The organism is Streptomyces sp. NPDC040405 (assembly GCF_055595765.1).
Genome location: NZ_JBVIVI010000001.1, coordinates 1,160,178 through 1,185,669, shown reverse-complemented (window position 1 = coordinate 1,185,669; position 25,492 = coordinate 1,160,178). Strand labels below are relative to the sequence as shown.

General features: G+C 72.3%; 18 protein-coding genes. 8 read left to right on the top strand and 10 right to left on the bottom strand.

From position 1 onward, the window contains the following. Positions 1-115: 115 nt before the first annotated feature. From ACZ59A_RS05245 to ACZ59A_RS05210, 8 genes are all read right to left on the bottom strand, one after another. Positions 116-1,135, bottom strand: a complete 1,020-nt coding sequence (locus ACZ59A_RS05245; protein ID WP_470953691.1) for a glutamate ABC transporter substrate-binding protein — start codon at positions 1,133-1,135, stop codon at positions 116-118. Positions 1,136-1,245: 110 nt separating this feature from the next. Continuing rightward, complete coding sequence (locus ACZ59A_RS05240) at positions 1,246-2,655, bottom strand: hypothetical protein (protein WP_470953688.1); 1,410 nt, start codon at positions 2,653-2,655, stop codon at positions 1,246-1,248. Positions 2,656-2,781: 126 nt separating this feature from the next. Further along, a complete protein-coding gene (locus tag ACZ59A_RS05235) occupies positions 2,782-3,840 on the bottom strand; it encodes an N-acetylglucosamine kinase (RefSeq protein WP_470954651.1) in 1,059 nt (352 codons plus the stop codon). 62 nt (positions 3,841-3,902) lie between these two features. Further along, complete coding sequence (locus ACZ59A_RS05230) at positions 3,903-5,165, bottom strand: 6-phospho-beta-glucosidase (RefSeq protein WP_470953686.1); 1,263 nt, start codon at positions 5,163-5,165, stop codon at positions 3,903-3,905. After that, on the bottom strand, positions 5,162-6,067 hold the full coding sequence (locus ACZ59A_RS05225; RefSeq protein ID WP_470953683.1) for a carbohydrate ABC transporter permease: 906 nt from the start codon (positions 6,065-6,067) through the stop codon (positions 5,162-5,164). Before ACZ59A_RS05225 ends, ACZ59A_RS05230 begins: the two co-directional genes overlap by 4 nt. 14 nt (positions 6,068-6,081) lie before the next feature. Then, positions 6,082-7,035: a carbohydrate ABC transporter permease gene (locus tag ACZ59A_RS05220; protein WP_470953680.1), complete on the bottom strand. Its 954-nt coding sequence runs from the start codon at positions 7,033-7,035 to the stop codon at positions 6,082-6,084. An 11-nt stretch (positions 7,036-7,046) separates the two neighbouring features. Continuing rightward, positions 7,047-8,375 (bottom strand): ABC transporter substrate-binding protein, encoded by a 1,329-nt coding sequence (locus ACZ59A_RS05215; RefSeq protein ID WP_470953677.1) that lies wholly within the window; start codon positions 8,373-8,375, stop codon positions 7,047-7,049. Positions 8,376-8,458: 83 nt separating this feature from the next. Then, the gene (locus ACZ59A_RS05210; RefSeq protein WP_470953674.1) at positions 8,459-9,685 is read right to left on the bottom strand and encodes an ROK family transcriptional regulator; all 1,227 of its coding nucleotides are present in this window, start codon (positions 9,683-9,685) and stop codon (positions 8,459-8,461) included. A gap of 255 nt (positions 9,686-9,940) precedes the next feature. Here ACZ59A_RS05210 and ACZ59A_RS05205 point away from each other — a divergent pair, with 255 nt between their 5' ends. Continuing rightward, positions 9,941-11,875: a S53 family peptidase gene (locus ACZ59A_RS05205; protein WP_470953671.1), complete on the top strand. Its 1,935-nt coding sequence runs from the start codon at positions 9,941-9,943 to the stop codon at positions 11,873-11,875. Between the two features lie 45 nt (positions 11,876-11,920). Here the strand turns inward: ACZ59A_RS05205 and ACZ59A_RS05200 are convergent, their stop codons facing one another. Then, the gene (locus ACZ59A_RS05200) at positions 11,921-13,006 is read right to left on the bottom strand and encodes a mechanosensitive ion channel family protein (protein ID WP_468050083.1); all 1,086 of its coding nucleotides are present in this window, start codon (positions 13,004-13,006) and stop codon (positions 11,921-11,923) included. Positions 13,007-13,415: 409 nt separating this feature from the next. On the opposite strand from ACZ59A_RS05200, the gene ACZ59A_RS05195 reads away from it, so the two are divergent. Continuing rightward, complete coding sequence (locus tag ACZ59A_RS05195) at positions 13,416-13,955, top strand: HNH endonuclease (protein WP_468050084.1); 540 nt, start codon at positions 13,416-13,418, stop codon at positions 13,953-13,955. An 83-nt stretch (positions 13,956-14,038) separates the two neighbouring features. Here the strand turns inward: ACZ59A_RS05195 and ACZ59A_RS05190 are convergent, their stop codons facing one another. Further along, complete coding sequence (locus ACZ59A_RS05190) at positions 14,039-17,038, bottom strand: beta-N-acetylglucosaminidase domain-containing protein (RefSeq protein ID WP_470954650.1); 3,000 nt, start codon at positions 17,036-17,038, stop codon at positions 14,039-14,041. Between the two features lie 426 nt (positions 17,039-17,464). Between ACZ59A_RS05190 and ACZ59A_RS05185 the strand changes: the two genes are divergently transcribed. From ACZ59A_RS05185 to ACZ59A_RS05160, 6 genes are all read left to right on the top strand, one after another. Then, a complete protein-coding gene (locus tag ACZ59A_RS05185) occupies positions 17,465-17,752 on the top strand; it encodes a hypothetical protein (protein ID WP_470953668.1) in 288 nt (95 codons plus the stop codon). Continuing rightward, positions 17,752-19,878 carry a 4-alpha-glucanotransferase gene (malQ, locus tag ACZ59A_RS05180; RefSeq protein WP_470953665.1) on the top strand — a complete coding sequence of 709 codons (2,127 nt, stop codon included), beginning with the start codon at positions 17,752-17,754 and terminating at the stop codon, positions 19,876-19,878. Before ACZ59A_RS05185 ends, malQ begins: the two co-directional genes overlap by 1 nt. Positions 19,879-20,211: 333 nt before the next feature. After that, positions 20,212-21,909 (top strand): alpha-L-fucosidase, encoded by a 1,698-nt coding sequence (locus ACZ59A_RS05175; RefSeq protein ID WP_470953662.1) that lies wholly within the window; start codon positions 20,212-20,214, stop codon positions 21,907-21,909. 66 nt (positions 21,910-21,975) lie between these two features. After that, the gene (locus tag ACZ59A_RS05170) at positions 21,976-22,221 is read left to right on the top strand and encodes a hypothetical protein (protein ID WP_470953659.1); all 246 of its coding nucleotides are present in this window, start codon (positions 21,976-21,978) and stop codon (positions 22,219-22,221) included. Between the two features lie 213 nt (positions 22,222-22,434). Beyond that, positions 22,435-23,409 carry an acyl-ACP desaturase gene (locus ACZ59A_RS05165; RefSeq protein WP_470953656.1) on the top strand — a complete coding sequence of 325 codons (975 nt, stop codon included), beginning with the start codon at positions 22,435-22,437 and terminating at the stop codon, positions 23,407-23,409. A gap of 21 nt (positions 23,410-23,430) precedes the next feature. Then, positions 23,431-25,473: a tetratricopeptide repeat protein gene (locus ACZ59A_RS05160; RefSeq protein ID WP_470953654.1), complete on the top strand. Its 2,043-nt coding sequence runs from the start codon at positions 23,431-23,433 to the stop codon at positions 25,471-25,473. The last annotated feature ends 19 nt before the right edge of the window (positions 25,474-25,492 follow it).

The window sequence follows — 25,492 nt, the reverse complement described above, 5'->3', positions numbered from 1 at the left end:
GAACCGGGCGCTAATCCTTGCCGGTCCGTGATCCTCGGCTCCTCGCCGGTCCTCAACTCCTCCCGTCCTCGGTCCTTGTGCCCTCAGATTTCTGACCCCTCTATTTCCTGGCCCCCTAGTCCTTGTACAGGGGATCCGGAGGTGCGGGGTTCCGCTGTGTCCTGCCGAAATCCTCCGCGAGCCAGGTGCGGTAGGCGCGCTGCCAGGGGCTGTCGGCGCCGCCTGCGCGGTAGTCCTCCAGGACCTTGTTGACCCGGCGTACCAGGTCGTCGTCGTCTCTGTTCATCGCCACGCCGTACAGCTCGTCGGTGAATCGTGGGCCGACCAGCTTGACGGAGGGGTCCTGGGCGGCCTGGCCCGCCGCCAGCGCATTGTCCGTGATCACCGCGTCCACCTGACCCATCTGCAGCCTGACCAGGCAGTCCAGCTGGTTGGGGACGGGCTTCACCTTGATCGCGCCGAGCGCCTCGGCGCCCTTTTCCGGCTCGTCCAGCACGGCCTCGGCGGTCGACCCCTGCGCCGTGCAGACCCTCTTGCCGCGCAGGGTCGAGTTGTAGCCGGTGATGGACGAGTCGTCGGGGACCAGCACCTGCTGTCCGGCCTGGAAGTAGGCGGTGGAGAAGGCCACGTCCTTGATCCGGTCGCAGTTGATGGTCATGGTGCGCACCACGATGTCCACCTTGCCCTGCTGGAGGGCCTTGATGCGCTGACTGGTCGGAATGGTGCGGTAGATGACCGCGTCCGGATCGCCGAAGATGTTCTTGGCGATCGCGCGCACGAGGTCGATGTCGAACCCGGTCAGCTCACCGGTGGCCGGGTCGCGATAGCCCCAGCGGTAGCTGTTCTGGTCGACGCCCGCGATCAGCTTGCTGACCTTGTGCCCATGGATCTTCCGTTCCTTGATCCGCTTGATGGCCGGGCCGCTCGCCCCCGAAGGCCGCAGGCTCGCCTCCGGCTTCTCACAGCTCTGTGCCGCCGCCCCGGAACCGGCGCCCACACTCTGCGGCCCCGGACGGGACCGGGGCGACGGCTCGGACTGCCGGGTGTCGTCGCTCCCGCCGTCCACCAGAGCGGGCCCCACGAGGGCCGTGGTCACCCCGAGCGCGCACACCACCGCGGCGAGGCCCGATCGCATCCGTGCCGACCCCAGCCGTGCCGATCGCGGCCGTGCCGATTCCCGTCGTGCCGATCGCGGCCGTGCCGATTCCCGTCGTGCCGGTCGCATGTCTCCGCCCCCCGTCGCCGTCACCGGTACTCCGACAGCCTGCGGCCTATGCCCAGGACCGCGCCCGCCGCGCCCAGCACCGCCAGCACCCCGGCCCCGACCGCCATCCCGGTGAACGCCCCGCGCCCGCTGTCGGCCGCCTCCTTGAACTGCCGCTGCTCATGGCCCAGCGCCTTTGCCAGCTCGTCGTCCACCCGGTCGAAGGACTCGCCCGTACTGTCCTTGCCGCCGACGACCTTCTCCAGCGCGTCCTTGTAGTCGCCCGCGTCATCGGCGCTGCGCGCCGCCTTGTGGCGGGTCTGCCACGCGCGGACCGCCGTGGCGGCCGCCTCCACCGGCTCCCGGCCCCCGCCGTCGTCCGCGAGGTCCTGTGCCCGGTCCAGCAGGCTGCCCCCGGCCGGACGGTCGCCGGACCCGCTGCCCATGAGCCCGGCCATCCGGGAGGCGTAGCTGACCTCGTACGCGTCCTTGCCCTTGTTGGCACCGTCCTTGTCGACGACGACCGCGCCGCGCGCCACCAGCGTCAGGTTCTCGTCGGCGCGGGCCCGCAGCGAGGCGATCCGCGCCTCGTTGAGCACCCGCAGGGACTTCGCCCCGTGGTCGTCGGACTCGTTCAGATCGGCGCGGGCGAGGGCATGACCGGCCACCAGCCACACCAGCACCACCGTGGCGGTGGCGGACGCGCCCAGCAGACCGTGGTTGAACACCCGGTTGGTCCGCCGGTAGTTGCGGCGCTGGGCCCAGCCCAGGGCGGCCAGCGCGGCCACGCCCACCCCTATCGCCACCCAGGGCCAGGCCTTCGCGTCCTCGTAGTCCTCGCCGAGCCGGGCCGTCTCCGCCTCGTACAGCCGGTCGGCGGCGGGCAGCAGCCGGGCGCGCATCGTGTCGTTCGCATACCGCAGGTACGCGCCGCCCAGCGGCAGGCCCTGGCGGTTGTTGGCGCGCGCGGACTCGACCAGCCCCGTGTAGACCGGCAGCAGTTGGCTGATCTTCCGTATCTCGGCGCGTGCCGAGGCCGAACCCTCCGTGTTCGCCGCGGCCCGCACCAGCAGCTCGGACGCGGTACCGATATCCCGCTCGTACCGCCGACGCACCGCGGCGGGCTCCTGGCCGCCCGCCAGGAAGCCGCTCGCCGCCGTGGTGTCGGCGTCGGCCAGCGAGCGGTAGATCCGCGCGGCGTCCGCGCTCAGCGGCTGGCTGTGCTCGGCCACCGCGTCGGCCGCGGTCTCCCGGTCGGAGACCTGCCAGGCCGTCACCGCTCCGAACGCCACCACCAGCGCGGCCAGCACGGCTCCGATGATCCGCAGCCGCCCGGGCTCGGTCGTGGCCCCGGCCCGCAATCGGTCCAGGCCCTCCCGCCACGCGGTCCGCGGCGGGGCCGCGGGCGCGGGCGGCGGCGCGGGTCTGCCGATGGTCGACAGATTTGGCACAAGACCTCCCCCTGGTCCGGACCCCACGGTCGCTGCTGTCCGCAGAAGTATGGACCGCGCCCCCCGGCAAGGTCACCGGTCTTGCCTGGATCTTGCTCGGACCGCGATCTTCCCTCCCCACTCTGATTACGCTCGGGAGGGACTCCCGGTTCCCCATTCGTCACCGTCAGTTTCCGTGACGCCCTTTCGCGCACGCTGTGTCGGCGTCCCCCCGGCCCCGTCGTAGTACGCCCGCAGCCGGGCGTACGCCGCGGGTGGCGCGCCGGTGCGGTCCAGGCCGAGCAGCGCCGCGCCGAGCACGGGCGGGGCCGTGACGACCCGGGGGGCGGCCTTCGGGGCGCGCTCCGCGAGAAGTTCGCGGACCCGGTCGTCCAGCTGCGGATGCCGGGCCGCGAGCACCCCGCCGCCCAGGATCACCGGCGTCTCCTCGGCCAGCAGGTCCAGCCGGGTCAGCGCGACCGTGGCCATCGTGACCACCTCCTCCGCCTGGCGGTCGACGATCGCGCGCGCGACCTCGTCGCCGCCCGCGGCCACCGCGAAGAGCACCGGCGTCAGCGCGTAGCGGTGGGACGGCTCCAGCCGCCCCAGATGGACGGCCTCGATCAGCTCGTACATCGTGGTCAGGCCGAAGTGCGCGGGCAGGGCGCGGGCCAGCTCGGTCGGCTCGCCCCGGCCGTCCTCCGCGCGCGCCGCCCACCACAGCGCCTCCTCCGACAGGAAGCCCCCGCCGCCCCAGTCGCCGGAGAGCCGCCCGATGGCGGGGAAGCGGGCGGTGCGCCCGCCGTGGCCCAGCCCGCCGCAGTTGATACCGGCGCCGCAGACGACCGCGACGCCGGTCGGCTCGCCGTCGTCCGCGGCCCCGGCCCGCAGCAGCGCGAAGATGTCGTTGGCGACCGTGACGGTGTCGCCCCAGCCGTGACCGGCCAGTGCCTCCGTCAGCTCCGCCTCCTCGCTCGGCAGATCGGCGTTGGCCAGGCACGCGGAGACGTGCCCGACCCGCGGCGGACCGGAGCCTCCGGCCCGCCGCGCCGCCTCCTCCACCAGGCGCGCGAGCGCGCCGACGGCTCGCTCGGTGCCCACGACGGGCGGCCGGAAGCCGCCGCCGCGGGCCGTGCCGAGCACGGTTCCGTCCGGGCCGACCAGCGCGACATCGGTCTTGCTGTTGCCCGCGTCGATCGCCAGCACGGACGCCCCCGCCGCGGTGGAGGCGGCGGAGGCCGGTGCGGAACCGGTTGGTTCGGACTGCGTCAGGCCCACGCCAGGTGCTCCCGGTTGTGCGCGATCAGGTCGTCGGTCAGCTTCTCGGCATAGTCGATCTGGCCGATGAGGGGGTGCGAGAGCAGCGCCTGGAAGACGCGCTCCCGCCCGCCCTTCAACGCTGCCTCCAGCGCCAGGTGCTCATACGCGGTGACATGGGCGATCAGCCCGGCGTACAGCGGCTCCAGGGGGCGTACCGGGAGCGGCTTCGCGCCCCGTGCGTCCACGGTCGCCGGGACCTCGATCACCGCGTCGTCGGGCAGGAAGGGCAGGGTGCCGTCGTTGAACGCGTTGACGATGCGCACGTCCCCGCTGTCGCGCAGCAGCGACGAGGTCAGATCGACCGCCGCCTCCGAATAGAACGCGCCGCCGCGGCGGCTCAGCAGCTCCGGCTTCTCGTCCAGCGCGGGGTCGCCGTACATCTCCAGCAGTTCGCGCTCGATCGCCGCGACCTCCGCCGCCCGCGACGGCTTGGTGCGCAGCTCCCGTACGACGGCGTCGTGCTGGTAGTAGTAGCGCAGGTAGTAGGACGGGACGACGCCCAGCCGGTCCACCAGGTCGCGCGGCATCCGCAGATCGTCTGCGATCGCCTCACCGTGCTCGGCGAGCAGCTTGGGCAGCACGTCCTCGCCGTCCGGGCCGCCGATGCGCACCGCCCGCTCCCAGGTGAGGTGGTTGAGGCCGACGTGCTCCAGCGTCACGTCCCCGGGGGCCACGTTCAGCAGCTTCGCGAACTTGCGCTGGAAGCCGATGGCGACGTTGCACAGGCCGACGGCCCGGTGCCCGGCGGTCAGCAGCGCCCGGGTCACGATGCCGACCGGGTTGGTGAAGTCCACGATCCACGCGTCCGGGTTGCGGCGGCGCACCCGCTCCGCGATGTCCAGCACCACCGGGACGGTACGCAGCGCCTTGGCGAGCCCGCCCGCGCCGGTGGTCTCCTGGCCGACGCAGCCGCACTCCAGCGGCCAGGTCTCGTCCTGGTTGCGCGCGGCCTGGCCGCCGACGCGCAGCTGGAGCAGCACCGCGTCGGCGCCGTCCACGCCCGCGTCCAGGTCATCGGTCCAGGAGATCTTCCCGGGATGGCCCTGCTTGGCGAAGATCCGGCGGGCGAGCCCGCCGACCAGCTCCAGCCGGTCCGCGGCCGGGTCGACCAGGACCAGTTCCTCCAGCGGGAGTGCGTGACGCAACCGGGCGAACCCGTCGATGAGTTCGGGGGTATAGGTGGATCCGCCCCCCACGACTGCGAGTTTCAACCCTTGACTCCTGTCAGTGTGACGCCTTCGACGAAGGCTTTCTGAGCGAAGAAGAAGACGATGATGACGGGGGCCATGACCAGCAGCGTCGCGGCCATCGTCAGGTTCCAGTTGACGCTGTGCGCGCTCTTGAAGCTCTCCAGCCCGTAACTCAGCGTCCAGGCGCCCGGGTTCTGCGCGGCGTAGATCTGCGGGCCGAAGTAGTCGTTCCAGCAGTAGAAGAACTGGAAGAGCGCGACGGCCGCGATGCCCGGCTTGGCCATCGGCACGATGATGCGCACCAGGGTGCGGAACTCCCCGCAGCCGTCGACCCTGGCCGACTCCAGGTATTCCCGCGGAATCGTCAGCAGGAACTGGCGCAGCAGGAAGATGGAGTACGCGTCACCGAACGCCATCGGGATGATCAGGGGCCACAGCGAGCCCGACAGGTGGAATTGCTGGGCCCAGACCAGATACATGGGCACCACGATGACCTGTGGCGGCAGCATCATCGTCGAGATGACCAGGAGCATGGCGGTACGGCGGCCACGGAAGCGGAACTTGGCGAGCGCGTACGCGACCGGAATGGACGAGCAGAGCGTGAACAGGGTGCCGAGCACGGCGTACATCAGCGAATTGCGCCACCAGTCGAGGAAACCGGGGGTCCGGAAGACCTCGGCGTAATTCGACCAGTGCCATTCGGTGGGCCACAGGGCGCCGCTCAACGCCTGGTCGTCGCTCATCACGGCGGTCAGGAAGATGAAGACGAACGGCAGCAGGAAGAAGAGCGCCGCGGCGATGGCGACCGTGTGCACGGCGACCCAGTGGAGCGCGGCGCGGCGGCGGGCGGCCGGGGCGGGGGAGCGCCGGGCGTGGGGACGGACGGGCGCGGAGGGCGCCGGGAGGGTGGTGGTTGCGGTCATGGCGGACGGTCCTCTCAGTCCTCGGCCGACAGCAGGCCGGCGCGCCGGCGCATCAGCAGCGTCGTCACTGCCATCGCGATCGCGAAGAGTACGAGCGAGAGCACGCAAGCGGCTCCGGTGTTGAAGTTCTGGAAGCCGAGCGAGTAGACGAGCTGCGGCACGGTGAGGGTGGAGTGGTCGGGATAGCCGGGCTGGATGACCGAACCGGGCCCGATGCTGACGCCGGAGGCGAGCTTTCCGGCCACCAGCGCCTGGGTGTAGTACTGCATGGTCTGGACGACGCCCGTCACGACCGCGAACATCACGATCGGGGTGATCGACGGCCAGGTCACATAGCGGAACTTGTGGATCGCCCCGGCGCCGTCCAGATCGGCCGCCTCGTACTGGTCCTTCGGCACGTCCAGCAGCGCCGCCATGAAGATGACCATGAGGTCGCCGATGCCCCACAGGGACAGCATGACGAGCGAGGGCTTGGCCCACGTCGGGTCGTTGAACCAGTTGGGGGCGGAGATCCCGATGCTCCCGAGAATGTCGTTCACCGGGCCGGTACCGGGGTTGAGCAGGAAGACGAAGGCCACGGTGGCCGCCACCGGGGGAGCCAGATACGGCAGGTAGAACGCGGTGCGGAAGAAGCCGACCCCGGTCTTGACCTTGGTGACCAGAAGGCCGATGCCGAGGCCGAAGACGACCCGCAGCGCGACCATCACCACGACCAGCCACAGCGTGTTCCACAGCGCCGGGCCGAACAACGGCATCTGCTCGAATACGTACCGCCAGTTCCGCAGCCCCACAAAGGTCGGGGCCTCGATCTGGTTGTAGTGCATGAAGGAGAAATAGACGGTGGCGATCAGCGGATAGCCGAAGAAGACGGTGAAACCGACCAGCCAGGGGGAGAGGAAACCGAGGGTGCGCAGCCGCTGGCGCATGGCCTTACGGCGCAGGGCGGGGGAGTTCATCACAGTGGCCATGTCGCACTCCGTCAGTTCTGGGCCTGGAGATTATCGGCGTCGATTTCCTTGTCGAGTTCCCGCAGGCCCTTGTCCAGATCGTGCTCCTTGCCCGCCTCGACGCCGTAGGAGAAGTCCTGGAGGGAGACCACGTACTGGCCGCCGTTGATCGAGGCGGGCAGGGCGGTGCTGTATCGGTTCTGCGCGATGTCCAGGAAGGCGCGGAAGGTGGGGTCGGGGTCGAGCTTGGGGGAGGCGAGCGCCGCCTTGGTGGACGGCACGTTGTGGATGGCGTTGGCGAAGGAGACGACCTGGTTGGTGTCGGCGGTCAGGAACTTCACCAGTTCCCATGCCGCGTTCTGGTGTTTGCTGCTGTGTCCTATGCCGATCACCGTGCCGGTGAGATAGCCCCGGCCGTACGTCTCGGGCTGGTCGTCGGGCACCGGCAGGGGAGCGGTGCCCCACTTGAATTTCGCGCCCTTCATGTACAGGCCGCGCCATTCGCCGTCCATGTGCATGGCCAGCTTGCCGGTGAGAAAGGCGTTCTGCGAGGACATCTCGTCGCCGAACGAGGTACGGAACTTCTCCAGCGGACCGTAGCCGCCCTGGCTGCGCACCAGATCCTGGGTGGTGGCGAAGAACTCCTTGGTCGTCTTGTCCTTCGCCAGCCGCGCCTTTCCGTCCTTGCCGAAGTAGGCGGGACCCCACTGGGCGAAGAGGCGGTCCGGGCTGTTCTGGTAGAGCCGGAAGTTAGGCATGAAGCCGACCCGCTGATAGCCGCCGTTCTTGGTGCGCTTGGTCAGCTTGACGGCGTCCCGCTTCAGCTCCGACATGGTGCGCGGCGGCCGGGAGATTCCGGCTTCCCGGAACGCGTCTTTGTTGTAGTACATGCCGTACGCGTCGGCCAGCAGCGGCAGCGCGCACTGGTCGCCGTCATAGCTGGTGTAGTCCAGCAGCGTCTTGGGGAAGACCTTGTTCTTGTCCATTCCGGTCTTCTTCATGAACGGATCGAGGTCCGCCCACATCCCGGACGAGCAGTACTGACCGACATTGTTGGTGGTGAACGACGAGGCCACGTCCGGAGCGTCGTCCCCGCCGGCCCGCAGCGCCTGGTTCAGGGTGGCGTCGGTGACATTGCCGGTGGTCTTCACCTTGATGTTGGGGTGGAGTTCCTCGAACCGGGCGATGCTGTCATCGATCGCCTTGACCTCGGTATTCTCCGACCAGCCGTGCCAGAACTTTATGGTGACGGGTTTGGTCGGGTCGTCGGTCGCGCTGCCGGTGCTGGGATTGGCGCAACCGGCCAGCAGCAGGGCACCGGCGCCGAGCACCGAGGCGAGAACAGCCAGTCTTGGTGGCATGGCGGTACTTCCTTGCGGGGGAATCTGCGACGAAAGGCGGTGTCGAAACTCAGGCAGTGTCGAGGCTCAGGCGGTGTCGAAGCTCAGGCCGTGTCGAAAACGGTGTTACGGGCATCGGCGACCGCCTGACGCAGCGCGCCGATGAGTATCGGATCCCCCTCGATAGCGCTGATCCGCAATTCCGGCCGGGGCAGCGCGAGCCCCGTCAGCTCGGTCTCGACCAGCTCGCGCAGCCGCTCCCCACCGGCCTGCGCGACCTCCCCCGACAGCACCACCAGCTCCGGGTCGACCACCGCGACGACGGAGGCGAGCCCGGTGGCCAGCCGCCGGGCCAGCTCGGTCAGCACCTCGTCGCCCGCCCCCGGGGTGCGCAGCGCGGCGGCGAGCGCCTTGGCGGCCGTGGGCGCCTCGATGCCGTGCTCCCGGGCCAGCTCCACGACGGCGGGGCAGCCGACCAGCTTCTGGAACCCCCCGCCGCCGTCCGGCGCGGCCGCGGCGTCCGGTCCGCCGCGGGCGAGCGGCGCCCCCGGCAGTGGCATGTAGCCGATCTCCCCGGCTCCGCCGGTGGCCCCGCGTAGCAGCGTGCCGCCGAGCACGATGGCCGCGCCGACCCCCTCGTCGGCCCAGACGAGGGCGAAGTCGTCGAAGTCCTGGGCGGTGCCGTGGTGCTGTTCGGCGACGGCCGCCAGATTGACGTCGTTCTCGATGGTGATCGGGGTGTGCAGCACCTCGGCCAGCTCGTCCCGCAGGGCGCGCGACTGCCAGCCGGGCAGATGCGGTGCGTAGCGCAGGGTTCCGGTGCGCGGGTCGAGGGCGCCGGGGGTGCCGATGACGGTCCCGTGCAGGTCGGACCGGTCGAGCCCGGCCGCGGCCAGGGCGCCGTCGACGGCCTCGGCCACCAGCTCCGCGGTACGGCCGGTCAGGGACTCGTCGGTGGTCGGGGCGGTCACCCGGTGTTCCCCGACCAGCCGGCCGGTGATGTCGGCGACGGCGGCGGAGATGCCCTCCTGGTCCACGGCGAGCGCCGCGACATGGGCGGCGGCCGGGTTGATCTCGTACAGCTGGGCGTTGGGCCCGGGCCGCCCGGTCACGTTGCCGGTGGGCCGGACCAGCCCGGCGGACTCCAGACGGGTCAGCAGTTGCGAGGCGGTCGGCTTGGACAGCCCGGTCAGCTCCCCGAGCCGGGTCCGGGTGAGCGGGCCGTGCGCGGCCAGCAGGTCCAGCGCGGCCCGGTCGTTCATGGCGCGCAGGACCCGGGGGGTCCCGGGGGTGCCGTTGGGGGTGTTGTTGCCGGGGGGTGGTGCGGCCATGGTGGTGCCCCGCCTCACTCTGTTAAGAAACTTTCCTATTGATGAAAAGGAAGGTAGGGCGCTTCCGGGGCGGCGTCAATGGGGGTGAGCGTCCGGATTTGGCGTCTTCTTGGCGAAGCCATAGTCCTGGCATGGACAAGACATCGAAAGAGTGGCCTGACGACTTTACGTATCGCAGGGGGCTAAGTGAGATCGTCTTCTTTCGGGCCGTCTTCTTTCGGGCCGTCTTCTTCCCGTATACGCACGGCCTTGGTGATGGCAACGGCACTGCCGCTGGCCGCCGGTGCGCTCGCGGTGGGCATGCCCACCGCCCGGGCCGACTCCGCACCGTCCGGCAGGCACACCCTGAGCGCGACCAAGCCCGCCTGGGCCACGGCGAGTTCGGACCGGGGTGCCGCCGCCGACAGCGGTAAGGTCACCGCCCGCGTCTATCTCGCCGGGCGCGACGCCAAGGGGCTCGCCGACTACGCCACCGCCGTGTCCGACCCCTCCTCGCCCACCTACGGCCACTACCTGACGGCCCGGCAGACCCGGGCGCGGTTCGGGCCGACCCGGCAGCAGACCGACGCCGTGACCAGCTGGCTGCGGGGTTCCGGGCTCACCGTCACCGGCCACAACCAGCACTACGTCTCGGTGACCGGCGAAGTGACCGACGCCGAGAAGGCGTTCGGCACCCAGCTGCACAACTACACCAAGGGCGGCAAGGTCTACCGGGCCCCGTCCAAGGCCGCCACCGTGCCCGCCTCGCTGGGCGGCGCCGTCCTCACCGTCGTCGGCCTGGACAACGCGCCCAAGCGGGCCCGGCACATGGCCACCGGGGGCGAGACGCTGCCGCCGCCCGGAGCGGTCTTCAAGAACGCCGGGCCGTTCTCCAGCACTTACGGCTCCCGGACCGACAAGAGCCTGCCGTCCGCGTACGGCGCCAAGCAGCCGTACGCCGTCAAGGGGTACACCGGCAAGCAGCTGCGCGCCGCCTACGGTGCCAAGAGCCGCAACACCGGCAAGGGCGTGACGGTCGCCATCACCGACGCCTACGCCTCGCCGACCATCGCCGCCGACGCCGCCCGCTACGCCCAGCGCAACGGCGACCCCGCCTACCGCAAGGGCCAGCTGACGCAGGTGCTGCCCGCCGAGTACCGGCACACAGAGGAGTGCGACGCGAGCGGCTGGTACGGCGAGGAGACGCTCGACGTCGAGGCCGTGCACGCGCTGGCCCCCGCGTCCGACATCGTCTACGTCGGCGGCGCGTCCTGCACGGACGACGATCTGCTCGACTCGCTCGCCAAGGTCGTCGACAACCGGCTGGCCGACATCGTCTCCAACTCCTGGGGTGATGTGGAGGCCAACCAGACCCCGGACCTGGCGCTCGCCTACGACCAGATCTTCCAGCAGGGCGCGGTCGAGGGCATCGGCTTCTACTTCTCCTCCGGCGACAACGGCGACAACGTCGCCTCCACCGGCACCAAGCAGGTCGACACCCCCGCCAACTCCGCGTGGGTGACAGCGGTCGGCGGCACCTCACTGGCCGTCGGCAAGGGGAACGCGTACCAGTGGGAGACCGGCTGGGGCACCACCAAGTCCACCCTCACGGCGGACGGCAGTAACTGGGACTCCCTGCCCGGCGCGTACACCTCGGGCGCCGGAGGCGGCACCAGCAAGACCGTGCCGCAGCCGTTCTACCAGCGCGGCGTGGTGCCCGACGGGCTCGCCCGGGCGAACGGCGGAACCGCCAAGCAGCGCGTCACCCCGGACGTCGCGGCCGTCGCCGACCCCAACACCGGCTTCCTGGTGGGGCAGACGCAGACCTTCCCCGACGGATCGCTCCAGTACGGCGAATACCGCATCGGCGGCACCTCGCTGGCCGCCCCGGTGATCGCCGGGGTGCAGGCGCTGGCCCAGCAGGCGGGCGGCGGACGGCCGCTCGGCTTCGCCAACCCGTCGCTGTACGGCCGGTACGGCACCGCCTCGTACCACGACGTGACCGACCACCCGCTCGGCGCCGGGGTCTCGCTCGGTGTGGTCCGGGTCGACTACGTCAACAGCCATGACGCCTCGGACGGCCTGGTCACCTCGCTGCGCAGCCTCGGCCGCGACAGCTCGCTGAGCGCGGTCGTCGGCTACGACGACGTGACCGGGGTGGGCACCCCGGCCGCCGGATACCTGGCGTCGTTCGGCACGCACCGACGCTGAGCCGCCCGCACCGGCTATGCCGCCCGTCCTCTCTCGTTCAGAGGTTCACTTCGAGGGGGCGGGCGGTGTCGTCGTGGCGGGCGGCGTGAGGGGGCTGGCCGCAACCGACTGCGGCGAGTCCGGGTTGGCCAGCGCGGACGGTGCGTTCACCGATCCCGACGCGTCGCCCGCCTCGGACGCCAGGTTCGCCTCGGGCGGGTGGCCGACCAGCTGGATGCCCGCCTCGTCCAGCGCCTTCTTGATCCGCCAGCGCAGCTCGCGCTCGACGCCGAGTGCCTTGCCCGGCATGGTGCGCGCCGAGACCTGGACGATCATGGATTCCAGATAGACCGCGGTGAGCCCCAGCACCTCGATCGGCTCCCACAGCCGCTCGTTCCACGGCTCGTCCTTGGCCATGTCCACGCCGACCTGGTTGATCACCTCGCGGACCCGTTCCAGGTCCTCGTCGGCGCGGATCTGGACGTCCACCCCGGCCGTCGCCCAGCCCTGGCTGAGGTTGCCGATCCGCTTGACCTCGCCATTGCGGACGTACCAGATCTCCCCGCTGTCCCCGCGCAGCTTGGTGACCCGCAGGCCGACCTCGATCACCTCGCCGGAGGCCACCCCCGCGTCGATCGAGTCGCCCACTCCGTACTGGTCCTCGAGGATCATGAAGACGCCGGAGAGGAAGTCGGTGACCAGGTTGCGGGCGCCGAAACCGATCGCCACACCCGCCACACCGGCGCTCGCGAGCAGCGGCGCCAGATTGATCTGGAGGGCGGAGAGGATCATCAGCCCCGCCGTCCCCATGATCGAGAACGAGGCGACGGAGCGCAGCACCGAGCCGATGGCCGCTGACCGCTGCCGCCGCCGCTCGACATTGACCAGCAGCCCGCCGAGCGCGGTGCCGTTCACGGCCTGGGCCGTGCGGTTCATGCGCTCTATCAGCTTGGTGATCCCCCGCCGTACGACGGACCGGAGCACAAACGCGATCACCAGGATCAGGGCTATGCGCAGCCCGACGCTGAGCCAGGTGGACCAGTTGTCCTCCACCCAGCCCGCGGCATTGGTGGCGCTCCTGTGCGCATCGTCCAGAGACGGGGTCTGGGGACGAGGCGTCGAGTCAGCGGCCAGAGCAGCGGACCAGAACACAGCGGAAACCCTTCGTGTACGGCATGCCCGCGCGTATTGGCGCGCGCGCAATTCCTTCACACAGTAGCCGGGCGCGGGAAACCGCCGTTCCTGTGTTCGAGAGCGCGCGAGCGCGCCCGGGGGGCGCACGAAAGCAGGGGGAACGGCCTCAGCTCGCGGTTTCCGCCGCCCGTCGGGACCCGGTGATCGTCGGGGCGGCCCCGGGGCCGCCGCGAGCCGTGATTCTTGCCACTCCGGCGAGGTCTCCAGGGCCTCGTGTGCAGTGTGTGGGGGTCGTATACGTGCGGTACGCGGAAATGCCTCTCAACCGTTAACCCGGTGATAGTGGCGTTCCGGCCAGGGTTCAGGGGAAACTGGGTGAGATCGTCCCGGCGCGAGCCACGCGCCGCCGGCGTACAAGGAGGCATCCGTGCCGCATGTCCTGGTCCTCAACGCGTCGTACGAGCCGCTCGGCGTCGTACCGCTCCGCCGCGCGCTCATTCTCGTCCTCAACGACAAGGCCATCAGCCTCGAGGACTCAGGCGCCCTGATGCATAGCGCGACCCGCGCGATCCCCGCTCCCAGCGTCGTCCGGCTGAAGCGCTTCGTGAGGGTGCCCTTTCGCGGGCCCGTCCCGCTCACCCGCCGCGCCCTGTTCGCCCGCGACGGTGGCAGATGCGCCTATTGCGGTGGCGTCGCAACCAGCGTCGATCACGTCATCCCGCGCAGCCGTGGCGGGCAGCACACCTGGGAAAACGTGGTCGCCGCCTGTCGCAGGTGCAACCACGTCAAAGCAGACCGACATGTCGCCGAGATCGGCTGGCGGCTGCGTCATCAACCCGCGCCGCCGTCCGGCCTCGCCTGGCGGATCATCGGCACCGGCCATAGGGACCCGCGCTGGCTGCCATACCTGGAGGCATTCGGCGCGGACGACGCGATGGCCCGGATCGACGGCTGCAAATCGGCCTGAGATCCGGGCTGAAGCGTTTCTGAGGCTCGGCTCGCCCCCGAGGTGCCCCTTCGGCTCACCCGCCGAAGGGGCACCTCGGCGCGCTAGCCCTTGCCCGGCTTCTTGCCCTTGGTCTCCTCCACCGCGTACGCCGCGACCGACCAGAGCGAGTAGCCGAAGCGGGTGCCGCGCTCGATGCCCTGGATCCGGACGAACCGGGTGTCGGGGGAGTCCACCCCCACCATCTCCCGGCCGCCCTGGCCGTCGGTGACGGTCGCCGCCGTGCGCCAGGTGCGGCCGTCGGCCGAGACCTGGACCCGGTAGCGCGAGGCGTACGCGTCCTGCCACCGCAGATCGAGCCGCCCGAGGTGGGTGGGGCGGGCCAGTTCGAGCTGGAGCCAGGCGCCGTCCTCGGCGGGGGAGGACCAGCGGGTTCCGGAGTCGCCGTCGACGGCCGCGGACGCCGGGAAGTCGGGGGTCTCGTCGCCGGACGAGGTCGCCTTCGTGCCCTTGGCGCGGGCCAGGTCGGGGCCGCCGGTGCGGGGCAGGGCCCGGACGGTCAGCATGCGCTGCTCCGTCCCGAAGCGGACCGGGACGGCGTACGTGCCCGGCTTGGTGTTCTCGTCGACCGAAACCTCGATACGGGCGGTCGCCGTGGCCCCGCGCGGGGCCGTCACCCCCTCGGGGGCCCGGGCCGTGATGCCGCGCGGGGTGCGCAGCGTGAGCTTGTCGTTCACATCGCCGGGGCGCAGCGAGGTCAGCTCGGCCTTGATGGTCGCGGACCGGCCGCCGACCTCGGCGTCCACGGACGTGCGCGACAGCCGCAGCTCGGCGGCCGGGGTGTCGGCGAACCAGGGGGTTATCTCGTGCACGGTGGGCGGGGTGGTGCCCGCCGCCCAGCTGAGCCGGACCGCGTCGGCCCGTACGCCCTTGCCGCCGACCTGGGTGAAGCCGTCCGCGGCCAGCGCGCCGAGCCTGCGCCAGCCCTCGCCCGGCACATGGGCCTCGACGGTGCCCGAGCCTTCCGCGGACCGCCCGGTGAGCGCGGAGACCGAGGACAGCGGCCGGGTGCGGCCGAAGCGCACGGTGACCGGTTTGCCCGGGGAGGCCACCGTGGTGGTCGCCTTGCCGTCGGCGGCCGCGTGGTCGTCCTCGCGCGTGCGGAGCTTCTCCTTGCCCGAGCGCTTCACGCCGGACCAGTGGTCCGCCTCGGCCAGGGCCTTCTTCAGGAAGGGGTCCAGTACGTCCTTGCCCACCGTGACCCGGCTGTCCGCGATCTTCTCGCGGAGGCCCTCCACCGCGAGCCGGGCGGTCCATGCCTTGTCGCCGTCGCCGTGCGCCTGCGCGGTGAGCATGTCCACGGCCCGCACGCCCGCGTCGCCGTAGCGCCCGAGCTGGTCGAGCCAGGGCCGTACGTCGTCGCCGAGCATCCCGGACAGCCGCTCGGGGGCGTCGCGCATCGTGGCGAACGCCGCGCGCAGCCGGTCCGCCGCCCGGTCCAGCCGCCCCACGTCCGTACGGCCGACCGCCGCCCAGAAGTCGTCGGTCAGGGGGCGCAGATACGCGGACTCGTCGCCGCCGAGCACCGAGGACGCGTCGTTCCCGGCGAGCGCGTGCAGCGCCGCGCGGGTCTTGCGGTCCGGTCCGGCCAGGTCGTCGATGGCCGCCTGCCAGGACTCCTGGGGGCGGTAGCCGCGCGGGTTCCAGGCGAAGTCGGCCGCCGTGAACAGCGGGATGCGGGACGCGGTCGGCTGCTCCATGGCGTTGGCCAGCAGGGCGGCGGACTGGGTGGCCACGGCCGGGTCCCGGCCCGTGTAGGGGCCGAGGAAGATCCGGTCCTGGGCGTAGTCGTTGACCGGGTAGTTGTCCATGGTGACCAGCCGGTGGCCGAAGGCGGACCGGGCGTCGGCCAGCTCACCGCCGGTGATCGTCCTGGGCACCACCCCGACGCCGGTCCACGCCACCTCGACGGCGGTGTCCAGTTCGGCGGCCAGCGCGCGCCGGAACTCGGTGTCGCCGTCCTGGAAGTACTCGGTCGGCATCAGCGAGAGCGGGGCCGCGTCCGGGTGCCGCCCGGCGAGGTGGCGGGCGACCGCGTTGGCCATCCCGGCCTGCGCCTTCGCGGCCGCCTTCGGACCGGAACCGAAGGTGTCGGCGTCCTTGCCGCAGTGCCACTCGCTGTAGCTGACGTCCTGGAACTGGAGCTGGAAGGAGCGCACCCCCAGCGCCCACATGGCGTCGACCTTCTTCAGCAGCGCCTTCAGATCGCTGTCGGAGGAGAAACACATCTCCTGGCCAGGGGAGACCGCCCAGCCGAGGGTCACATGGTTGGCGCGGGCGCGGGTGGCCAGCTCGCGGAACTCCGCGCGCCGCTCGGCGGGGTACGGATCGCGCCAGCGGGCCTGGCGGTACGGGTCGTCGCCGGGCGCGTAGAGGTAGCGGTTCTGCTTGGTGCGTCCCATGAAGTCCAGCTGGGCCAGCCGGTCCCGCTGCGACCAGGGAGAGCCGTAGAAGCCCTCGGTGGTGCCGCGGACCGCCGAACCGGGCCAGTCGCGGACGGTGACCCCGGCGAAGGCGTGGGAGCCCTGCCCGGTCCGCTGGACGAGCAGCTGGCGCAGCGTCTGGACGGCGTGGAAGAGGCCGTCCGGCCCGACGCCGTCCAGCGCGACCGTGGCGCGCCCGTCCACCCGGCCGGTGGCCAGCCGGTAGCCGCCGGACGGAAGGTCGCCGCGCTCCGGAGCCCGCAGCGCGCGCAACGCGCTCTGCGCGCCCTTGCCTCCGGCGTGCACCACGAGTCCGCGCGCCGGGGGCGTGCCCCCTGGGGTGGCCTCGCTGACCGTACGCACCCCCGCGTCGTGCAGCAGGGCACGCAGCGCGTCCAGCGCGTACGGATCGGCGTCGCCGTCGGCGACGAGCGTGGCCTCGCCGGATATCGCCACGTCCGTCCCCTGTGCGCGCAGCGACTGGGGCCGCGGCCACACGGGCGGTACGTCCCCGGTGCTGTTCCGGTCCGGTGTGGAGGTCCCGGTGGTGCCGGGATCCACGGGTGCGGCGCTCGCCCCCTGGGCGCCGCCGAGCAGTCCGCCGATGACCGCGGCCGCCATGGCCGTCGCCCCCACTGCCCTCGGCCTCTTCCCCCGGAAGTGCACGGGCGTCTCCTTGATTCAGATAGCTGGCCCCGTCGTATCGGCCGCAAAAGGCGCCAATCGGCGACGAGCCCACCAGCACGCCGGTGAGGGTGTCAACGCGCATGACCGAACTGTCGGCATTGCCGCGAGCGCGGTGGTGCCGACGGTTGTGCGCCCCCTGCGGGCCGCCCCCCCCTGCGCGCCGTCGTGTCGCCCCCGCAATTCTGACGGATGAAGGCGGGCCCTGTCCGTAAGCTCTGTGTTCTCGACCCCTCCCGGCCGCGAAATCGCCTGTCCCGAAGGTGTGACGTGCGGCACGTCCGGGTGTCGTTTACGTCTGCGGTCGGCTTGAGTGGGTAGAGCTCGTCATTGACACACTGCCGACACCCCACGGAGGTCCGTGTGGCCGCGTCAGCTCTTCTTCCCAGCGCCCTGTCCAAACCCGTGCCCGAAGCCGTGCGCGAGCCGGACCCGTTCGCCGGGGTCTCCGACCCCGACTGCGGACTGTGCGGACTGGACGGTTTCGGGTCCGGTGTAGCCACCGAGGCGCCCCTCACCAGCGAGCCCCCGCTCGCCGACAACATCCCCCTGACCAGCGAGCCGCCGCTCGCCACCGAAATGCCCCTGACCAGTGAGCCGACCGCCGCCGGGACCGGCGCGGGCACATGCGTGGAGCCGATGGAGTACTGATGGGCAGAGCGCGGCTCGCCGAGCTGCACGGTGTCGCCACCTCTTACGAGCCCGCCCCGGGCCGCACCGTCCAGGTGCCCGAGGACACCGTCGTAGCCGTACTCGCCGCGCTGGGCGTGGACGCCTCCACCCCCCGATCAGTGAAAGACGCGCTGGACCGGCATGAGCGCCGACAGCGCGACCGGCTGCTGCCCCCCTGCGTGGTCCTGCGCCCCGGCGGAACGCCGCACCGGGCCCTGCCCGACGGCCTGGCCGAGGCCCTGCCCGACGGTACGGAGCTGCGCGTACGCACCGAGGACGGCGCGCCACGCGGGTGGGGGCCGGTGGCCGTCGACGGCCCGTTATTACCCGTCGGTACGCGATGGGTGCCGGGCGCGGACTTACCCCTGGGTACCCACGCCCTCACCGCGCACACCCCCGACGGGCGCACCGCCACCGCCGCCCTCGTCGTGGCCCCCGACCGGATGCCGTCGCCCCCGGCCCGCAGCCACGGCCTCCTCGTCCAGCTCTACTCGCTGCTGTCCGCCCGCTCCTGGGGCATGGGCGACCTCGGTGACCTGGCCGACCTCGCCGCCTGGTCCGGGCGCTCCTTCGGCACCGGATTCATCCAGCTCAACCCGCTGCACGCGGCGGTGCCCGGCACCCCGGCCGCCCCCACCGACCCCTCCCCCTACCGCCCCTCCTCGCGCCGCTTCCCCGACCCCGTCCATCTGCGGGTCGAGAACGTGCCCGAATACGCCCACCTCGGCGGCGCCGCCCGCGAGCGGGCCGACCGGCTGCTGGAGGCCGCGGCCGCGCTCCGTACGTCCGTCCTGCGCGACGGCGCCCTGATCGACCGGGACGCGGTCTGGGCCCTCAAGCACGAGGCCCTGGAGCTGGTACGGGCCGTCCCCCTCAGCCCCGGCCGCCGCGCCGCCTACTGCGACTTCCTCGCCGAGCGCGGCCAGGCCCTGGAGGACCACGCCCTGTGGTGCGCCCTCGCCGAGACGTACGGCCCCGACTGGCGCACCTGGCCCGACGGCCTGGCTGACCCGCGCTCCGCCCGCACCGCCCGCGCCCGCGGCGAGCACCTGGACCGCGCCGACTTCCACTCCTGGCTCGCCTGGCTCACCGACGGCCAGCTCGCCGCCGCCCAGCGCGCGGCGCTCGACGCGGGCATGGGCGTCGGACTGGTGCACGACCTCGCCGTCGGGGTGCACCCCTCGGGCGCCGACGCCTGGGCCCTGCAGGACGTCTTCGCCTCCGGCATGTCCATCGGCGCGCCCCCCGACGCCTTCAACTCCCGCGGCCAGGACTGGGGCCTCCCGCCCTGGCGCCCGGACGCCCTCGCCGCCACCGGCTACGCTCCGTACCGCGAGCTGCTGAGCGGCCTGCTGCGGCACGCGGGCGCGCTGCGCATCGACCATGTGATGGGCCTGTTCCGGCTGTGGTGGGTCCCCGAGGGCAGGCCGCCGACCGAGGGCACGTACGTCCGGTACGACGCGGACGCGATGCTCGGCGTGCTCGCCCTGGAGGCGCACCGGGCGGGGGCCGTCGTCATAGGGGAGGACCTGGGGACCGTCGAGCCCGGCGTACGGGAGGCCCTGGCCGGGCGGGGCGTACTCGGGACGTCGGTGCTGTGGTTCGAACGCGACTGGAACGGCGGCGGCGCCGCCCGTCCGCTGGCCCCCGGCGAATGGCGCGCCGACTGCCTGGCCACGGCCACCACGCACGACCTCCCCAGCACCGCGGCCCGGCTCACCGGCGACCATGTCGCCCTGCGCCACCGCCTGGGCCTGCTGTCCCGCCCCCTCGCGGCCGAGCGGGCCGCCGAGGCGGCCGAGGTCGCCGAGTGGACGGAGCTGCTGGGACGGCTCGGCCTGCTGCCGGAGGGGCCGGGCGACGAGGAGGCCGCGATCAGGGCCGTCCACCGCTTCCTGCTGCGCACGCCCGCGCGGATGGTGGGCGTGTGGCTCCCCGACGCGGTAGGGGACCGGCGCCCGCAGAACCTGCCGGGAACGTGGGATCAGTACCCGAACTGGCGCCTGCCGATCGCCGACGCGTCGGGAAGCCCGATGACCCTGGAGGACCTGGCATCCTCCCCCCGCCTCCACGCCCTGATGGCAACCCTGACCGACCCGGGTTAGCCCCCTCCGGGGGCAACCCCCACCCCGCCCCTCCCCGAACCCGGGGGCAGCCCCCGCTCCCCCCTGCGGGGCTGCGCCCCAGGGGCCCCCGGTTTGTGGGCAGGCGTTCCGCGAGGGGGCACCTCCCAGCGGTAGCTGGGGGAGGAACGGGTGGGCACAAACCGGCCACCGGGCCGCACTCGGCCACTGGCCTGCATCCCGGTCACCGGGACCGCCCCGGCCACTGACCGTGGCCCAGGCCCCCCGGGGCCGCGGGCTGGGGGCGCGGTTTTGGGCGTGGGCGGGGTGGGGGATTGCTGTCATGGACACAGCCACGCTCCGTGGAGGGGACCCATGCCCGGACGACGACGACCCGCCCGAAGACTCCGCACCCTCGCCCTCGCCACCATGGCCGCCGCGGCGACCCTGATACCCCTGGGCGGCGGCGCCGCCGCCCAGGACGGCTGCGAGGACCCCATCGCCAACGCATCGCAGCACGTCATCGAGGACTGCGACACCCCCGCCCGCATCATCGACAAGGCCGTGCACACCGTCCCCACCCCCGGCCAGCTCGCCTGGCAGCAGCGGGAGGTCACCGCCTTCACCCACTTCGGGATGAACACCTTCACCAACCGCGAATGGGGCTCCGGCACCGAGGACGAGAAGCTGTTCGACCCCGCCGCGCTCGACTTCGACCAGTGGATGGGCGCGTACAAGGCGGCGGGAGCCCGGCAGGTCATGCTCACCGCCAAGCACCACGACGGCTTCACGCTCTACCCCAGCCGCTACACGGACCACGACGTGGCCGCCAGCCCCTGGTGGACCCGCGGCCCCGGCGGCAGGAACCCGGACGGGGACGTACTCGGCGCGTACGCGAAGTCGGCACGGGCGGCGGGCCTCAAGGTCGGGGTGTATCTGTCGCCCGCCGACGGGGCCGAACTGCCGCACGCCTGGCACGCCCAGTGGGTCGAGAAGGTCCGGGAGAAGCAGGCGAACGGCGAGCAGCTGTCGCTGCCGGAGCGCATGGCGCTGGAGGACGCCGGCCGCGCGCCCGCGGGCCAGGGCCGGTACGGCAACGGCAGCACGCCCACCGAGCGCACCATCCCGACCCTCGTGCCCGGCGACGACCGCGCCGCCGACGTCGCCTCCGGCAAGCTCCCCAGCTTCCGCTTCACCGCCGACGACTACGACGCGTACTACCTCAACCAGATCTACGAGATCCTCACCCAGTACGGCCCCATCGACGAGTTCTGGCTGGACGGCGCGAACCCCTGGTCGGGCGCCGGGGTCACGCAGAAGTACAACGTCGCCAACTGGTTCCGGCTGATCCGCGCCCTCTCCCCGGACGCCGTCGTCTTCCAGGGCGCCCAGGGCGTGCGCTGGGTGGGCAACGAGGACGGCGTCGCCCGTGAGACGGAGTGGTCGGTGACCCCGTCCGCCATCGACCCCGGGACGGTCATCGGCGGCGGGCTGCCCAACGACTCCACCGACGCTGACATCGGCTCCCGGGCGAAGCTGACCGCCCCCGGCGTGAAGTACCTCCAGTGGTATCCGGCCGAGGCGGACGTCTCGCTGCGCCCGGGCTGGTTCCACCACCCCGCCGAGCGCCCCAAGACGGCCGCGCAGCTGATGTCGCTGTACGAGCGCAGCGTGGGCCGCAACGCCTCGCTGCTGCTCAACGTCCCGCCCGCGAAGAACGGCCGGATCGACGCCGCCGACGTCGCCTCGCTGACCGCCTTCGGCACGGCCGTACGGAACACCTACGGCTCCGGCCTGCCGACCGGCGGCGCCCCCGTGACGTTCGACCGGGTGCGCCTCGGCGAGGACATCCGGTACGGCCAGCGGGTCGAGGCGTTCACCGTGCAGGCGCGTACGGGGACGGGGGCCTGGCGGGACATCGCCTCCGGTACCACCATCGGCGCGCGGCGCATCCTGGCCCTGCCCACGGCCGTGACCGCCGACACGGTGCGGGTGCGGGTCAAGGAGTCCCGCGCGACGCCACGGCTGCTGCCGGTGACCGTCCACCGCGCGGCGAGGGCGGGAACGCCCTGAAGGGCGGGAGTGCCTAAGGGCCACCCCGGGCACGCGCCCGCCACGGGCGTCCGATAGCTTGAGCGTGTGAGCAACAAGGTCAAAAAGAACGCCGTACGCGCCGGTGCCGTCATCGCCGCGACGACGGCGATGCAGCTGATGTCGTCCCCCGCGTTCGCGCTCACCCGCGACGACGGTGACGACCCGGGTCCGGGCCTGAGCGTCGCCGAGACGCTGGGCCTCTTCGTCGTCGCCCCGATCCTCCTGTTCCTGGTGATCGCGGGCCTCGTCATGCTGGGTGACAAGAAGACGTCCCGTCAGCAGACCGACTGACGACGGGCGAGCGATCGTTGAAGCGCTGAACGGCGCTGCGAGGGCGCCCCTGGCCGACCGGCCGGGGGCGCCCTCGTCGTATGCGGGCCCTTCCCCGTATCGGGGGGCCGCCACGCGCCGGAACCAGGCGGTTTATTTTCGCTTTAACCTACGGTGCCGTAACCTACGGAGCCGTAGGTAAAGTCCGCCGTACCCGTCCCCAGGAGCTCCGCAGTGACCCTCGCCCCTTCCAGCCGCAACGGTCAGGCCGTGTGGAGCGACACCCAGCTCCTGTACGCGCTCGAAGAAGTCGTCGAGACCGAGCTGAACCGGCACCTGAAGGTCGCCAAGGAATGGATGCCGCACGAGTACGTGCCGTGGAGCGACGGCCGTAACTTCGACGGGGTGATGGGCGGCGAGGCATGGGCCCCCGACCAGTCCAAGGTCACCGACGTCGGCCGGATCGCGCTCGTGGTGAACCTCCTCACCGAGGACAACCTCCCCAGCTATCACCACGAGATCGCGACCCTCTTCGGCCGGGACGGCGCCTGGGGCACCTGGGTGCACCGCTGGACGGCGGAGGAGGGGCGGCACGGCATCGTCATGCGCGACTACCTGCTCACCAGCCGCGCCGTCGACCCGGTGCAGCTGGAGCGGTTCCGCATGACCCACATGGGTGAGGGCTTCGAGTCCGACAACAACCACAGCATGCTGCACACCGTGGCCTACGTCGCCTTCCAGGAGCTGGCCACCCGCATCTCGCACCGCAACACCGGCCACCACTCCGGCGACCCGGTCTGCGACCGGATGCTGGCGCGCATCGCCACCGACGAGAACCTGCACATGATCTTCTACCGGAACCTGCTCTCGAAGGCGTTCGAGCTGGCGCCCGACCAGACCATGTGCTCCGTCCGCGACGTCGTCGTCGGCTTCCGGATGCCCGGTCACGGCATGCCCGGCTTCGAGCGGGCCGCCGCGCAGATAGCGATTGGCGGCATTTACAACCTGCGCATCCACCATGACGACGTCCTCCAGCCGGTGCTGCGCTACCTCAAGGTGCTGGAGATCGGCGGGCTCGGCCCGGAGGGCCTGAAGGCACAGGAGGAACTGGGCCTCTACATGGGCGGACTGGACGACCAGGCCACCAAGTTCGACGAGCGCCGCGAGGCGCTGCTGGCCCGGCGCAGGGCCCGTGCCGAACGGGATTGATCACTCTGGCACCATCGGGTGATGGTCGATCATCCTTCGCACGGGACGTCCGGCGCGGCACCCGAGGAAATCCCCGGTGAAAGCCGTGACGCGGCAGCCGAGTTGCGGGCAGCGGCGGCGGCCGGGGAGCCGGGCGCGTACCGCCGTTACGCGGAACTCCTCACCGGGCGCGGGCAGTTGGACGAGGCCCTGCCCTGGTGGGCCAGGGCTGCCGACGCCGGTGACGCGGACGCCTCGCGCACCCTCGCGATATGCCACCAGGACCGCGGCGACTTCGCCGAGGCCGAACGGTGGTACCGCACCGCCGCCGACCGCGACGGCGGCTGCGCCCTCGGGCTCGCCCGGCTCCTCCAGGAGGCGGGCGACCCGGCCGGTGCCGAGGAGTGGTACGGGCGCGGGGCCGCGCTCGGCAGCGTCGCCTGCGCGACCAGCGGCGCCATGATGCTGGCCGCCCGGGGCGAGTGGGACACCGCCCTGGAGCGGCTGGCCGAGGCGTCCGCCGAGGGCGACGACGTCGCCACCCGCACCCGCAAGGTGATCGAGGACCTCCTCGCCGAGCTGGCGGGCTGGCGCGACGCCCTCGCCGACGCGGAGGCCGCGGGCGACCCCGAGGCCGCGTACGAGGCGCTGCGCGGGCTGCTCGACCCCGAGCGGGCGACCATGTACGACGCCTACCCGCACATGGTCGCCGAGGCCGAGGCGCTGTACGCCCGCGCCGCGGCGGTCGGCAGCGTCAAGGCCCTGGTCGACCAGGCCATCTTCGTCGCCCGCGACGCCGCCCGCCGGGACGAGGCCCACGCCCTGGTCGAGCGCGCCCATGAACGCGGCTACGACGGCGCCGCCTTCGTGCTCGGCGTCTGGTCCGAGGAGCGCGGCGAGCTGCGGGCCGCGGAGACCTGGTACCGCACGGCCGACGACGCCGACGGCGGCCACTTCTGGGCCTGTTACAACCTCGGCGTGCTCTGCACCCGTCAGCGGCGGCTGGACGAGGCCGAGGAGTGGCTGCTGTCCACCGGCATCGACCCGGAGCACTGGGACCCGTTCTCGGAGAGCGAGGAACGGGTCATCAGAGCCCTGGAGGACGTCGCCGCCATCCGCGCCGACCCCGGACGGCAGGGCTCCGCCCATTGGCGCGACCGCCTCCCCGCGCTGCGCGCCCACGCCCGGGACGGCGGGCCCGACGCCTGGTACGCCCACGCCGAGGCCCTGGACCACATCCACCGGCTCCCCGAGGCCGCCGAGTGGTACCGCAAGGCCGGTACCCCGCGCGCCCTCCTCGCCCTCGGCCGGATGCTTTACCGGTCGGGCGGCGCCAAGGGCACGCTCATGGTGCCGTACTACGAACCCGCCGCCGGTGCGGGCGACGCCTCCGCCGCGTACGACATCGGCCGCATCCACGACGACGCCGGGAACGGGCGCACCGCCGAGATCTGGTTCCACCGCGCGGCCCGGCTCGGCCACGGGGGCGCCGCGTGGTGGCTCGGCCGGACCTCCGAGGAGCGCGGCGGCGACCCGCAGCAGGCCGAGCGCTGGTACGTCCGCGCCGCCCGCACCGGCCTCGTACCGCCCGCCTTCCTCGCGGGCCGCAGCATGGTCCGCCGGGGCGCCCACGCCGACGCCGTACCGCTGCTGCACACCGCCCACGACGGCGACCACGCGGAGGCCGCGTACTGGCTGGCCAAGGCCGAACGCGGACTCGGCCGCCCGGAGGAGGCCGAACGGTGGCTGCGCACGGCCGCTGAACGCCATCCGCAGGCCGTGGGCGAGTACGGCGCCATGGCCCGGCTCGCCCTCCCCGACCCGCGCCCCGACCTCGCCGAGGTGCTGGTCGAACTGGGCCGCGACGAGGCGGCGGGCGAGGTGCTGACGGAGGTCTTCGCCGACCACCCCGGCCACCGCACGGCCCACCGCCTGGCAGCCGGAATCGCCCGCCGGAGCGGCGACCACGAGGCGGCGGCCCACCACGAGCGGCGAGCAGCGCAGACCGCCCCCGAGAGCGGCGCGCCCCAAACCCCCCGCGACATCCGCACCTTCCTGTCCCAGGTGACCACCCACCCCCGCTGAACTGCGGGGCGACGGCGGG

Coding starts and splice junctions, on each gene's coding strand:
- ACZ59A_RS05175 (WP_470953662.1), top strand. CDS start 20,212: ATGCCCGGACGACGACGACCCGCCCGAAGACTCCGCACCCTCGCCCTC.
- ACZ59A_RS05225 (WP_470953683.1), bottom strand. CDS start 6,067: ATGACCGCAACCACCACCCTCCCGGCGCCCTCCGCGCCCGTCCGTCCC.
- ACZ59A_RS05220 (WP_470953680.1), bottom strand. CDS start 7,035: ATGGCCACTGTGATGAACTCCCCCGCCCTGCGCCGTAAGGCCATGCGC.
- ACZ59A_RS05205 (WP_470953671.1), top strand. CDS start 9,941: ATGGCAACGGCACTGCCGCTGGCCGCCGGTGCGCTCGCGGTGGGCATG.
- ACZ59A_RS05215 (WP_470953677.1), bottom strand. CDS start 8,375: ATGCCACCAAGACTGGCTGTTCTCGCCTCGGTGCTCGGCGCCGGTGCC.
- ACZ59A_RS05190 (WP_470954650.1), bottom strand. CDS start 17,038: ATGGCGGCCGCGGTCATCGGCGGACTGCTCGGCGGCGCCCAGGGGGCG.
- ACZ59A_RS05210 (WP_470953674.1), bottom strand. CDS start 9,685: ATGGCCGCACCACCCCCCGGCAACAACACCCCCAACGGCACCCCCGGG.
- ACZ59A_RS05160 (WP_470953654.1), top strand. CDS start 23,431: ATGGTCGATCATCCTTCGCACGGGACGTCCGGCGCGGCACCCGAGGAA.
- malQ (WP_470953665.1), top strand. CDS start 17,752: ATGGGCAGAGCGCGGCTCGCCGAGCTGCACGGTGTCGCCACCTCTTAC.
- ACZ59A_RS05245 (WP_470953691.1), bottom strand. CDS start 1,135: ATGCGATCGGGCCTCGCCGCGGTGGTGTGCGCGCTCGGGGTGACCACG.